This window comes from Micromonospora purpureochromogenes (genome assembly GCF_900091515.1).
Classification (GTDB): domain Bacteria; phylum Actinomycetota; class Actinomycetes; order Mycobacteriales; family Micromonosporaceae; genus Micromonospora; species Micromonospora purpureochromogenes.
Genome location: NZ_LT607410.1, coordinates 6,110,559 through 6,123,098, shown reverse-complemented (window position 1 = coordinate 6,123,098; position 12,540 = coordinate 6,110,559). Strand labels below are relative to the sequence as shown.

Annotated in this window: 11 protein-coding genes; 6 read left to right on the top strand and 5 right to left on the bottom strand. The window is 75.2% G+C overall.

The features are described 5' to 3' along the window. The first annotated feature begins 5 nt into the window (after positions 1–5). On the top strand, positions 6–1,049 hold the full coding sequence (locus GA0074696_RS27930) for a stage II sporulation protein M (RefSeq protein ID WP_088963841.1): 1,044 nt from the start codon (positions 6–8) through the stop codon (positions 1,047–1,049). Between the two features lie 51 nt (positions 1,050–1,100). On the opposite strand, the gene GA0074696_RS27925 is transcribed toward GA0074696_RS27930, so the two are convergent. The 5 genes from GA0074696_RS27925 to GA0074696_RS27905 are packed head-to-tail and all read right to left on the bottom strand — an operon-like array spanning position 1,101 to position 6,325. After that, positions 1,101–2,411, bottom strand: coding sequence for a DUF58 domain-containing protein (locus GA0074696_RS27925; protein ID WP_088963840.1), 1,311 nt, complete (start codon positions 2,409–2,411; stop codon positions 1,101–1,103). After that, the gene (locus GA0074696_RS27920) at positions 2,408–3,400 is read right to left on the bottom strand and encodes an AAA family ATPase (RefSeq protein ID WP_088963839.1); all 993 of its coding nucleotides are present in this window, start codon (positions 3,398–3,400) and stop codon (positions 2,408–2,410) included. Before GA0074696_RS27920 ends, GA0074696_RS27925 begins: the two co-directional genes overlap by 4 nt. After that, on the bottom strand, positions 3,397–4,806 hold the full coding sequence (locus tag GA0074696_RS27915; protein WP_088963838.1) for a DUF4350 domain-containing protein: 1,410 nt from the start codon (positions 4,804–4,806) through the stop codon (positions 3,397–3,399). Before GA0074696_RS27915 ends, GA0074696_RS27920 begins: the two co-directional genes overlap by 4 nt. Continuing rightward, the gene (locus GA0074696_RS27910; protein WP_088963837.1) at positions 4,803–5,477 is read right to left on the bottom strand and encodes a DUF4129 domain-containing protein; all 675 of its coding nucleotides are present in this window, start codon (positions 5,475–5,477) and stop codon (positions 4,803–4,805) included. Before GA0074696_RS27910 ends, GA0074696_RS27915 begins: the two co-directional genes overlap by 4 nt. Further along, positions 5,474–6,325, bottom strand: a complete 852-nt coding sequence (locus GA0074696_RS27905) for a hypothetical protein (protein WP_088963836.1) — start codon at positions 6,323–6,325, stop codon at positions 5,474–5,476. Before GA0074696_RS27905 ends, GA0074696_RS27910 begins: the two co-directional genes overlap by 4 nt. Before the next feature lie 225 nt (positions 6,326–6,550). On the opposite strand from GA0074696_RS27905, the gene mtrA reads away from it, so the two are divergent. The 5 genes from mtrA (at position 6,551) to hpf (ending at position 12,518) form a co-directional block, all read left to right on the top strand. Continuing rightward, positions 6,551–7,240: an MtrAB system response regulator MtrA gene (gene mtrA / locus GA0074696_RS27900; RefSeq protein WP_088963835.1), complete on the top strand. Its 690-nt coding sequence runs from the start codon at positions 6,551–6,553 to the stop codon at positions 7,238–7,240. Positions 7,241–7,312: 72 nt separating this feature from the next. Next, positions 7,313–8,995, top strand: coding sequence for an MtrAB system histidine kinase MtrB (mtrB, locus tag GA0074696_RS27895; protein ID WP_231925499.1), 1,683 nt, complete (start codon positions 7,313–7,315; stop codon positions 8,993–8,995). 174 nt (positions 8,996–9,169) lie between these two features. Continuing rightward, the gene (locus GA0074696_RS27890; RefSeq protein ID WP_088964852.1) at positions 9,170–10,933 is read left to right on the top strand and encodes an LpqB family beta-propeller domain-containing protein; all 1,764 of its coding nucleotides are present in this window, start codon (positions 9,170–9,172) and stop codon (positions 10,931–10,933) included. A gap of 7 nt (positions 10,934–10,940) precedes the next feature. Next, the gene (locus tag GA0074696_RS27885; RefSeq protein WP_088963834.1) at positions 10,941–11,648 is read left to right on the top strand and encodes a ComF family protein; all 708 of its coding nucleotides are present in this window, start codon (positions 10,941–10,943) and stop codon (positions 11,646–11,648) included. 246 nt (positions 11,649–11,894) lie between these two features. Next, entirely contained in the window at positions 11,895–12,518 is a 624-nt protein-coding gene (gene hpf / locus GA0074696_RS27880) for a ribosome hibernation-promoting factor, HPF/YfiA family (RefSeq protein ID WP_088963833.1), read from the top strand. Positions 12,519–12,540 lie beyond the last annotated feature (22 nt).

Below are 12,540 nucleotides of genomic sequence, written 5' to 3'. Positions count from 1 at the left end.
GACGAGTGGATCTCGACGCGTACGTCGCCGAGCACCAACACGAGTGGCGGCGGCTGGAACAGCTCTGCGACCGGCGTCGGCTGGACGCCGACGAGGTCGACGAGCTGGTGGCGCTCTACCAGCGCGCCGCCACCCACCTGTCCGCGCTGCGCAGCCGCTCACCCGACCCGGGTCTGGTCAGCCGGCTCTCCCAGCTGGTGCTGCGCGCCCGGGCCCGGGTGACCGGGCGGCGCGGCGCGTCCTGGTCCGCGGTGGCCCGGTTCCTCACCGTCGCCTTCCCGGGTGCCGTCTACCGCGCCTGGCCGTGGTGGTGCGCGGTGGCGACCGGGTTCAGCCTGCTCAGCGGCTTCCTCATCTGGTACGTCGCGGGCCACCCCGACACCGCCGCGGCGTTCATCGGCCCGCAGGCGGCGGCCGACCTGGTCGAGTCGGGCTTCGCCGGCTACTACACCGAGTTCTCCGCGCCGACCTTCGCCTTCCACCTGTGGACCCACAACGCCTGGATCGCCGCCCAGTGCCTGGCGTCCGGCGTGCTGGTGGTGCCGGTGTTCTACCTGCTCTGGCAGAACGCGCTCAACGTCGGCGTGGTCGGCGGCGTGATGGTCTCCTACGGCCGGGCCGACGTCTTCTTCGGACTGATCACCCCGCACGGCCTGCTGGAACTGACCGGGGTCTTCGTCGCCGCGGGGGTGGGCCTGCGGACGGCGTGGGCGTGGATCTCCCCGCCGGCGCACCTGACCCGGGGCCGGGCCGTCGCCGAGGCGGGCCGCTCGGCCATCCTGGTCGCCGTCGGCCTGGTCGGGCTCTTCGCGGTCTCCGCGCTCCTGGAGGCCTTCGTCACCCCGGCGCCGGTGCCGATCGCGCTGCGCGTGGCGCTCGGGGCCACGGTCTGGCTGGGCTTCCTCGGGTACGTCGTGGTCCTCGGCCGGCGGGCGGTCGCCGCCGAGTCGGTCGCCGCCGACCCCTGGCTGGCCGAACTCTGGCCCTCCACCGACCCCGCCCGCGCCTGGCACCCCCCGACCCCTACCGCCGACCCCGCCGGTCGCTGACCTGACCCACACCACCCGGACCGCACCGAGCGCCGGCAGCGCCGGGTGGGGTCACAGTTGGCCGAGGGCCTTGAGGCGGAGGTAGGTGTCGGCGACCGCGGGGGCGAGGCGGTCCGCCGGGGCGTCCACCACGGTCACGCCGTACCGGGCGAGGGCGGCGCGCACCCGGTCCCGCTCGGCCAGCGCCCGCCAGCCCGCCGCCGCCGCGTAGGCGTCCTCGGGCCGGGTCGGCGCGGCGGTGGTCAGCCGGGTGAGTACCGGGTCGTGCACGGCGGCCACCACCACCCGGTGCCGGGCGGCCAGCCGGGGCAGCACCGGCAGCAGGCCCTCGCCCAGCGCGCCGGCCTCCAGGGCGGTGAAGAGCACCACCAGGCTGCGCTGCCGCTCCCGGCGGAGGATCTCCCCGACGATCAGCTCGAAGTCCGTCTCCACCAGCGCCGGTTGCAGCGGCGCCAGCGTGGTCACCAGCCGGCCGAGCAGGGCGGGGCGTCCGCTGCCGGTGACCGTGGCCCGGATCGCGGCGTCCGCGGCGATCAGGTCGACCCGGTCGCCGGCCCGGGCGGCGAGCGCGGTGAGCAGCAGCGCCGCGTCGATCGCGGTGTCCAGCCGGGGCTCGTCGCCGACGCGTACCGCCGAGGTGCGGCCGGTGTCCAGCACGCAGACCAGCCGGCGGTCCCGCTCCGGCCGCCAGGTGCGGACCAGCACGTCGGCCCGCCGGGCACTGGCCCGCCAGTCGATCGAGCGGACGTCGTCGCCGACCACGTACTCGCGCAGGGTGTCGAACTCGGTGCCCTGGCCGCGTCCCCGGGTGACCTGCATGCCGTCGATCACCCGCAGCCGGGAGAGCTTCTCCGGCAGGTGCCGCCGGGAGTCGAAGCGTGGCAGCACCCGCAGCGCCCAGGCCGGGGTGACCGGCCGCCCGGCGCGCTGCCGGAAGGCCAGCCCCAGCGGGCCGAGCGAGCGCACCGCCAGGGCCACCGCGGGCCGGTCGCCGCGCCGGGTCGGGGTGAGCCGGCTGGGCAGCAGCGCGTCGCCGCCCGCCGGTACCGGCACGACCCGCTCCGGCGGTACGTCCGGCCGGGCCCCCGCCGAGGGCACCCAGGCGTCGCGGACCTGGGCGCGCAGCGTACGGCCGGAGGTGTTGGTCAGGCGCAGCGCGACGGTGGCGGTGCCGCCGAGCCGGACGGTCCGGTCGCCCTCGCGGGTGGCGGTGACCGTGTGCAGCGGCGCGGCCAGCGCCCAGTCCAGGGCGCAGAGCAGCAGCACCGCGCCGGTCATCACGACCACCCCGAGGAACGGGTCCGGCCACGCCGGCAGGGTCAGCGCGCCCGCCAGCAGCAGGACGGCCGCCCGCCAGGTCATCGCGGCGTCGGCACGGTGGCGAGCACCGTGTCCAGCACCGCGTCCACGCCGACGCCCTCCAGCTCCACCTCGGGGCGCAGCCGCAGCCGGTGCCGCAGCGTCGGCCGGGCGGTGGCCTTGACGTCGTCCGGGGTGACGTGGTCGCGCCCGGCCAGCCAGGCCCACGCCTTCGCGGTGTTGAGCAGGGCCGTCGCGCCCCGGGGCGAGGCGCCCAGCTCCAGCGCCGGGGTGGCCCGGGTGGCCCGGCACAGGTCCACGATGTAGCCGAGGACGGCCTCGGCGACGTACACCCGGCCGACCGCCTCCCGGGCGGCGGCCAGGTCGGCGGCGGTGGCGACCGGTCGTACGCCGGCGGCGGCCAGGTTCCGCGGGTCGAAGCCGGCGTGGTGGGCCCGCAGCACGCCCAGCTCCTCGTCCCGGGTGGGCAGCGGCACGGTGAGCTTCAGCAGGAAACGGTCCAGCTGCGCCTCCGGCAGCGGGTACGTGCCCTCGTACTCGATGGGGTTCTGGGTGGCGGCGACGATGAACGGGTCGGGCAGCGGCCGGCGGGCGCCCTCGACGGAGACCTGCCGCTCCTCCATGACCTCCAGCAGCGCCGACTGGGTCTTCGGCGGGGTCCGGTTGATCTCGTCGGCGAGCAGCAGGTTGGTGAAGACCGGCCCCTCCCGGAAGGTGAAGGCGGCGGTGTGCGGGTCGAAGATCAGCGACCCGGTGACGTCGCCCGGCATCAGGTCGGGGGTGAACTGCACCCGCTTGGAATCCAGGTCCAGCGCCGCGGCGACCGTCCGGATCAGCAGCGTCTTGGCCACTCCCGGTACGCCCTCCAGCAGCACGTGTCCCCGGCAGAGCAGCGCGATCACCAGCCCGGTGACCACGGCGTCCTGCCCGACGACCGCCTTGGCCACCTCGGCGCGCAGCCGGTGCAGGGCGGCACGGGCGTCGTCCGCGTCGGCGGTCGCGGTCGCGGCGGATGCGACGGGGTGGGTCACCGGAGGTCTCCTTCGGTCGGGTGGTCGGGGGGTGCCGCGACCGTACGGGTCACCCGGTCCAGCGACCGGGCCAGTGCCAGCAGTTCGGCGTCGGAGGACGGCTCCCCGCCGTACAGCAGCTCGTACGCCTCGTCGGTGCTGCCACCGGTCCGCGCGGCGACCAGCGCGGCCACCTCCGCGGGCGGGCTGGTGGCGGGCAGGTTGAGCCGGGTGGCGAGCCGGTCGAGCGCGGCGGCGCGCAGCGTCTCGGCGGCCGGGCCACGGGCGCGGGCGCGCTGGTAGAGCCGCGCCCGGCCGAGGACCGTCTCGGCGGAGCGCACCCGCACCGGCAGCGGCTCGGCGACCGGCGGGCCGAGCCGGCGGGCCCGCCAGAGCACCACCAGCAGCGCCGCCAGCGCGAGCTGCACCAGCAGCGCCCAGAACCAGGCGGGGAACGCCGCCCAGAGCGGGTTTTGCCGGTCCGGCGGTTGGGCCTGCCCCTGGTCCTGGTCGTCGTCGGCGGACGGGTCGCCGGAGTCGCCGGAGTCGCCCGGGTAGCCGTCGCCGGGCTGCCCGCCGTTGCCGTCACCGCCGCCGTAGGTGGTCGAGCCGCCGGGGGTGGGCGACCAGGCGGGTTCGCCGCTGCTGCCGGTGCCGAAGTGCGGGGGCGGGGCGGGGCCGTCCAGGTCGAGCCAGACCACCCGGCCGTGGCCGCCGAGCAGCCCGGTGGCCAGCGCCTGGTTGCCCCACTCGCCGATCCGGTCGTTGCGGAACGGGTCGCCGGCGCCGATCACCACCACGTCGGCCGCCCAGGCCAGGTGCACCAGCCCGCCGGAGTAGCAGGTGTGCAGGGGGGCCGCGAAATCGGCCCGCGGGGCGTACCGCTGAAGCTGGGCGGCGGCGGTGCCGGCCCGGGCGGCCTCGGGCAGCGGGCAGGGCACCCCGTCGGCGTCCGGGGCGACGGCCCGGGTGGCCCAGCGTCGGTCGGCCCGCACCACCGGCAGGTCCACCGACTCCAGTACCCGCAGGGACGGGTCGACCAGGACGAGCCGGCGGCCGGCCGGCAGCTCGCCCAGCGCGCCGACGGTGTCCGGGTGCAGCAGCTCCGGCGCCGGCACGAAGAGCGTCGCCGGCCCGTTGTCGAGCGCCAGCAGGGCGCGCAGGGTGTCCGTCTCCCGCTGCACGGTGACGCCCTGCCCGCGCAGCGCCTCGGCCAGCCGGCTGCCGCCGTCGTCGCCGGTCGCCACCGGGGAGAGGTAGCCCCGCTCGGTGGCGTCGGGCTGGTCGACCGAGTGGGTGACCACGGTGATCGTGAGCAGCGCGGCGGCCAGCGCGAACGGGATCACCAGCCGGGGCCAGCGGCGTCGCCGCCGGGGCGGGGGCGGGGCGGTCGAGGGGGCGGCCGGCGGTGCGGCGGTGGCGGTCATCGCGGCTCCTCCGGAGCGCCGGCGAGCACCCGGTCCAGTTCGTCGGCGAGCTCCCGCATCCGCCGGTCGTGTTCGGCGGAGGCGGTACGCCGGGCGTACCAGAGCTCGGAGAAGATCGTGCCCGCCGCGCGGAGCGTCGGGTCGACCGGGGGCCGGTTGCGGGCCGCCGCCTCGGTCAGCTCGGTGACGGTCATGCCGGGGCGCTGCTCGACCGCCCCGGTGGCGACCAGCCGGCGGACCATGCCGCGCAGCCGTTCCCGTACCGCCTCGGCGAAGCGGCCCTCGGCGGCCAGCCGGTCGGCCAGGGAGAGCGCCGGCCCGGGGGCCGGTGCCGCGTCGCCCGCCCGGGGCCGGGGCAGCTCCGGGGTCTCGGCAGCGGGCCGGGTCCGGCGGCGTCGCCGCCAGCGGGGCAGCCGGAAGCGGAGCCGGGGCAGCCGGAAGCGGAATCGGGGTAGCCGGAAGCGGAGTCGCGGCAGCCGGAGACGGAGTCCGGGCAGCCGGAGGCGGCGTCGGCGGAGCCGGGGCAGCCGGCGCGGCACCCACGCCGGCCAGTGGTACCAGGCCAGCGCGGCCAACCCGGCGGCCAGCAGGAGCAGCAGCGCCGCCAGCGGCAGCGGCAGCAGGTCGCCGAGCGCGGCGGTTGCCTCGGTCCACCAGCGGCTGAAGCTCATCGGTCGGCCGCCAGCAGGACGGGCTCGGCGAGGCCGGCCGGGGAGCGGGCGAGCCGGATGTCGAGGCCCTCGGTGCGCATCCGGTTGTCCAGGTGGATCACCGCGTCCAGGCAGGCCAGCGCCGGGTAGGCGACGGTGTTCACGCCGGCCCAGACCGTGATGGCGGCGACCTGGGCCAGGGCCGGGTCGCCGAGATCGATCAGGTCGAGGGAGTCGAGCCCGGTGAGGACGCCCAGGCCGAGGCCGACCCGCAGGATCCACCAGCCGAGGTAGCCGAGCAGCCGGACGGCGCCGGCCTGCCCGCCGCCGCGCGCGGCGAGCCGCGCCGCGCGGCCGACCGCCCGCTCCACCGGCACCCGGTCCACCGCCAGCGCGGCCGCGACGGAGCCGAACAGGGCGTACGCGAAGAACCAGAGGGGGCCCATCAGGCCGGCGAGCATGACGACGAGGCCGACCAGGAGCGCGAGGAGCAGGGTGGCGCCGTAGCGGGCATTCCGGGGCCGGAGCAGCTCGCGTACGCCGGCGCGGCGGCCGAGCAGGGCGGCGCCGGCGGCCCGGGCGGCCGGGTTGCCGAGCAGGGTGACGATCGCCGCCTCGCTCGCCGCGCCCACGGCCAGCAGGAACCACAGCGCGGCGATCCCGTCGCCGCCCAGCAGCCAGCTCGGCGGTTCGACGCCGGCGGCCAGCCGCAGCGGGTGGAGCAGGAGCTGCTCGCCGACGGCGAACAGGGCGCCCAGCGGGAGCAGCAGCCGGCCCTGGGTACGCAGCAGCAGCACGGCCGAGTCGAGCAGCTCGCCGACGGTGAGCGGGCGCCTCGGGAGCACGGCGGTCGGGCCGACGTCGGGCACGCGTACTCCTGCTCCTGACGGGTCTCGGTGGCGGGCGGCGGGCCACCCGGGGGATCATGGTGACACGGCCCGTCCGATCGGGTGGACCCGCACGCCGCGCGGCCCTCGCGGATGACCTTCGGCGGCGATCTTCCGCGTGGGACGTGCGGTGACACCACCCACGGCAGTACCGTGCCGGGTGACGCCGATCCCACCGAACTGAACGGGGATGGAAACATAAATCCCATGAGAGCCCGGGTACTGGTGGTCGACGACGACCCCGCGCTCGCCGAGATGCTCGGCATCGTCCTGCGCAGCGAGGGTTTCCTGCCCTCGTTCGTCGCCGACGGGGAACGGGCGTTGGCCGCGTTCCGGGACAATCGACCCGACATCGTGCTGCTCGACCTGATGTTGCCCGGTATGAGCGGTATCGACGTGGCCCGGGCGATCCGCACCGAATCCGGCGTGCCGATCGTGATGCTGACCGCCAAGAGCGACACCGTCGACGTGGTCCTCGGCCTGGAGTCCGGCGCCGACGACTACGTGGTCAAGCCGTTCAAGCCCAAGGAGCTGGTCGCCCGGATGCGGGCCCGGCTGCGCCGCGGCGAGGACGTCGCCCCGGAGATGTTGACGATCGGGCCGCCCGGCAACCAGATCACCATCGACGTGCCGGCGCACACGGTCAGCCGGGACAGCGAGGAGGTGAAGCTGACGCCGCTGGAGTTCGACCTGCTGGTCGCGCTCGCCCGCAAGCCGCGCCAGGTCTTCACCCGCGAGGTGCTGCTGGAGCAGGTCTGGGGCTACCGGCACGCCGCCGACACCCGGCTGGTGAACGTGCACGTGCAGCGGCTGCGCGCCAAGATCGAGCCGGACCCGGAGCGCCCGGAAATCATCCTCACCGTTCGGGGCGTGGGCTACAAGGCGGGTACCGGATAGCCTGGTCGCACCGTGACCAGTTCCCCGACCCCCCACTCCCGGACCCCCGCCGGCTGGCGACCCGCCGCGCGGGTGCTCTGCCGTGCCCTGGTGGTTCAGGGCCTCGGCCTGCACCAGACCTGGCGCCGGTCGTTGCAGGTGCGGGTGGTCACCATCACGCTGGTGGCCTCCAGCCTGCTGGTCGGCGGCTTCGCCTACCTGATCGCCGACAAGATCACCAACATCCTGGTGGAGAACGCCCAGACCGACGTGCTGCTGCGGCTGCGCAGCGGCAGCGACTACTCGGCGAAGCAGTTCAACCTCTACAGCCAGCCGCAGGAGGCCCAGCTCCAGGACACCATCGAGGGCACGGTCAACTACCTGGCCGGGGGCGACCCGCAGCAGACCAGCGGGGTGGTCGTGGCGATCACCGCGGACAGCTACGCGGGGATCATCGGCACCCGGACCTCGCCGGCGACGGATGTCCGGCCGCTGATCAGCCGGGAGCTGCGGGCCGCCGTCGCGGACGGCAAGGTCGCCCACCAGATCCGCACCGGCCGGCTCGGCGGCCCGACGACCAAGTACCTGGTGTACGGCTCGCCGGTGCCGACCCGCTTCGGCCAGCTGGAGCTCTACTACCTGGTGCCGCTGACCCGACAGGACGCCACCGCCGCCGACGCCCGGGCCACCGTGCTCGCCACCGGGGTGGCCCTGGTGCTGCTGCTCGGCCTGCTCGCCGCCCTGGTCACCCGCCTCGTGGTGACCCCGGTACGGGTGGCCGCCCGGACCGCCCAGCGACTCTCCGCCGGCCTGCTCGACCAGCGGATGGTGGTCAACGGCGAGGACGACCTGGCCCTGCTGGCCGCCTCGTTCAACCAGATGGCGACCAACCTGCAACGGCAGATCCTCCGGCTGGAGGAGATGTCCCGGCTGCAGCGCCGGTTCACCTCGGACGTGTCGCACGAGCTGCGTACCCCGCTCACCACCGTCCGGATGGCCGCCGACCTGATCTTCGCCGAGCGCGACGAGTTCGACCCGGCCGTCGCCCGCAGCGCCGAGCTGCTCCAGGCCGAGCTGGACCGGTTCGAGGAGCTGCTCACCGACCTGCTGGAGATCAGCCGCTTCGACGCCGGCTTCGCCATGCTCGACGCCGAGCCGACCGACCTGGTGCCGGTGGTGCACCGGGTCGCCGACCGGCTGGCCGGCCTGGCCGAGCGGGCCGGCGTGCCGATCCACCTCGATGTGCCGACCACGCCGGTCATCGCCGAGGTCGACCCCCGCCGGGTCGAGCGGGTGCTGCGCAACCTGGTCGGCAACGCGGTCGAGCACGGCGAGGCGAAGCCGGTGCTGATCACCCTCGGCATGGACCAGACCGCCGTCGCGATCACGGTGCGCGACCACGGCGTCGGGCTCAAGCCGGGGGAGGAGAAGTTGGTCTTCAACCGCTTCTGGCGGGCCGACCCGTCCCGCGCCCGGCAGACCGGCGGGACGGGCCTGGGCCTGTCGATCAGCCTGGAGGACGCCCGGCTGCACGGCGGCTGGCTGGAGGCGTGGGGCGCGCCCGGGCAGGGCGCCCAGTTCCGGCTCACCCTGCCGGCCCGCGCCGGGGACCGACTCACCACCTCGCCGCTGCGGCTGGTGCCGGCCGACGCCGCGCTGCCCTTCGGCGGCCCCCGCCCCGGCGAGCTGCTGGCGATCGGCCCCGTCGGCGAGGGCACCCTGGCCATCGGGCCGGCCCCGGCCGCCGGCGACGACCGGGCGGAGGTGCGTTCGTGAGCGCGAGGAGTGAGCCGGTTTTGCGAGCCCCGCAGTCGCGAGCCGAGGTGACGCCGTGAGCGCGAGGAGTGAGCCGGTTTTGCGAGCCCCGCAGTCGCGAGCCGAGGTGACGCCGTGAGCGCGGCGCCGCGCGGGCGGACGCTGGCCGGGGCGCTCTGCGCCGCGCTGCTGGCCATGGCCGGCTGCGGCATCCCGGAGCACACCGAGGTGCAGGTGGACGGGTCCGGGCCGGCGGTGGCGGCAGGCTCGTCCAGCTTCCGCCGCAGCGAGCCGCCCGCCCGCGCGGCCGCCGGCAACGACCGGGAGACCTTCGTCCGCAACTTCCTCTCCGCGGCGGCGGGCGAGCCGGACCGGGCGTACGCGCGGGTCAAGCAGTTCATCGCGCCGGAGAACAAGAGCCGCCTCCAGGACAAGCAGGGCAGCGAGGTCGCGGTCAACGTGGTCCGGCTGACCGAGCGCCCGGTGATCACCGAGAACGCCAACGGGCTGTTCTTCGTGCTCCTGCGGGTGCAGCAGATCGGCGTGCTGCGGTCCAACGGCGTCCTGGCGCCACCGCTGGCGACCGAGCGGGATTACCGGTTCACCCTGCGCGGCGCCGTCTCGCCCGGGCAGCAGGGCACCGAGGAGGCCGGCCTCTTCGTCACCGACCCGCCGAACGTGCTGCTGCTCAGCGAGGGGGCGCTGCGGGAGTACTACCAGACCAGGGCGGTCTACTTCTGGAACTCCGACCAGACCCGCCTGGTCGCCGACCAGCGATACCTGCCGCTGGCGGTGCCGGACGAGCGACGGGTCAGCGAGGTGGTCAAGTGGCTGCTCGCCGGCCCGTCGGAGTGGCTGCGTCCGGCTGCCCGCCCCCTGCCGGACCGCACCGCGCTGATCAACAACGCGATCGAGACGGACGGCCGCTGGGAGGTCACCCTCGAACTGCCGGGTGACGACAACCGCAAGCTGGGCAGGATCGGCATCCAGCTCGCCTGGTCGCTGCCGGAGCTGGACGGCCAGCTCCAGCTCACCACCCGCAACCAGTCCCGGGTGGCGATCGCGGACCTCGAGCAGCACCGCCTGGCGCACCCGCTCTACCCGGTCGACGACACCCCGCAGCGGTTCACCGTCTACGACGGCGCGGTCCACGCGCTGAGCTTCCCGGGCGAGGCCAGCGGGGTGGTGCCGCTCCTGCCGGCCGACAACCGCAACGTCGTCTCGGCCGGGCTCAGCCGGGTCGAGGACAGGACTTTCGCCGCCCTGGTGGTCAGTGCCCCGGGCGGCCGGCAGCGGCTGGCCGTCGGATCCGGCACCGACACGGTCGAGGGCGTCCACCGGGGCACCCAGACCTTCGGCGCGATCGGGCGCCCGGTGTGGCTGCGCTCGCTCGACCCCGGCCAGCCGTACGGGCTGGTGGTCGCGGACGGCCAGCTCTACCGCTTCGACGACCGGGCCCGGACGGTTCCGGTGCCGTTGACCGCCCTCGGCCGGGTGACGGCGGTGGCCGGCTCACTGGACGGGCACCGGCTCGCGCTGGTGATCGGGGGCAAGCTCCACCTGGCGGCGGTGAACCTGGCCGGCGGCCTGGTCTCGGTCGGCCCGGCCCGCGCGGTGGCCACCTCGCTGCGCGACCTGTCCGCGGTCGACTGGGCGGCGGAGAACACCCTGGTCGTGGCCGGTACGGCGGACCGTTCGGCGGTCTACTACGTGAGCACCGACGGCGCGCTGGAGACCGCGCTGGTGGCCGACGTGGGCGCCCGGGTGACGCACCTGGCCGCGTACCCGACGAACCCGGTGGTGCCGCTGCCCAGCGCGCTGATCATGTACGAGGCGAACGGGGTCGCCTACCGGTATCCCTCGCCGGACACCATCCGGCGCGACCAGGTGCTGGAGGTGACGCCGCCACCGGCCGGCGTCCGCCCGGGCAGCCCGACCGCCCCCTTCTTCCTGTACTGAGGGTGTCGTGCGGGCGGTCGGCGGGCTCTGGGCGGACCTGACCGACCTGGTGCTGCCGAGCGGGTGCGCGGGCTGCCGGCGGACCGGTTCGGCGAGCCGGCGGGGGTTCTGCCCGGCCTGCGCCGACGCGCTCCAGGCGCTGTGTCCCGCCCCGGTACGCCCCACCCCCGCCCCGCCCGACCTGCCGCCCTGCCACGCCCTCGGCCCGTACGCCGGGCCGTTGCGGGAGGCGCTGCTGACGTACAAGGAACGGGGCCGGCACGGCCTGGCCGGGCCGTTGGGCGCGCTGCTGGCCGAGGTCGTGGCTGACGCGGTGGAGCCGGCGCGACCGGTGCTGCTGGTGCCGGTGCCGGACACCGCGGCGGCGGCCCGGTCCCGCTACGGCGATCACCTGGGGCGGTTGACCCGGCACGCGGCCCGGCGGCTGCGCGGGGCGGGTTGGGACGTGCGGACGGCCCGGCCGCTGCGGGCGCTGCCCCGGGCCGATTCGGTGGCGCTGGACAGCGCCGGGCGGGCCGCCGCGGCGGCGTCGGCGTTCCGGGCCCGCGCGGGCCGGGGTGGGCGCGAAGCCGCCGGCCGGAGCGTGGTGGTGCTCGACGACATCCTCACCACCGGGGCGACCCTGGCCGCGGTCGCCCGCGCATTGCGGGGCCTGGGAATAACGCCAAACGTCGCGGCGGTGCTCGCCGCAACGCAAAAACGGCGCCATTGGTGACGCTTCGTGTTTCCGTTTCACCCCATGGTGTATGAGGTGTGAAATCTCAGAGCGTCTTCGACAACTGGGGGTGACTGCCGGCCGAACAGGAGTTAGCGTTTTCCTGTCGGGGGTAGGAGGTTTCAAACCCACCCCCGACGGTGGAAGGAGGCGTAGCCGTACCTGACCGGTCGACGCCGCAGGGATGCTCCCAGGGTCGGTCGACCGGAATGAAGATCAGACGACCATCCGAAAAAGGGAGGTCACGTGGACATCGTGGTCAAGGGCCGAAACGTCGAAGTGCCGGACCATTACCGGGTGCACGTAGCTGAGAAACTCGCAAAAATCGAACGCTACGACCACAAGCTCATCCGAGTCGACGTGGAGTTGTTCCACGAACGCAATCCCCGCCAGTCCGACACCTGCCAACGCGTGGAGATCACCTGTGTCTCCCGGGGGCCGGTGATCCGGGCGGAGGCCTGCACGAACGACTTCTACAGCGCGCTCGACGCGGCCATCGCCAAGCTGGACACCCGGCTGCGCCGGGCGGCAGACCGCCGCCGTGTGCACCGGGGCCGGCACGCGCCGCTCTCCGTCGCCGCCGCCACCGCCGACCTGCCGGTGGCCGAGCTGGCCGCCCCGTCCGGCGGTACGGCCACCGCGGTGGCCGAACGGGTCGAGGAGCCCGTCGACGAGTACGACGACCAGCCATGGCACATCGCCCGGGCCAAGGTGCACCCCGCCGAGCCGATGACCGTGGACGACGCCCTGTTCCAGATGGAACTGGTGGGGCACGACTTCTACCTGTTCCACGACAAGGAAAGCGGCCGGCCGAGCGTCGTCTACCGGCGGCACGCGTACGACTACGGCATCATCTCGCTCGACATCTGAGCCCTGTCCACCCCTCGCAACC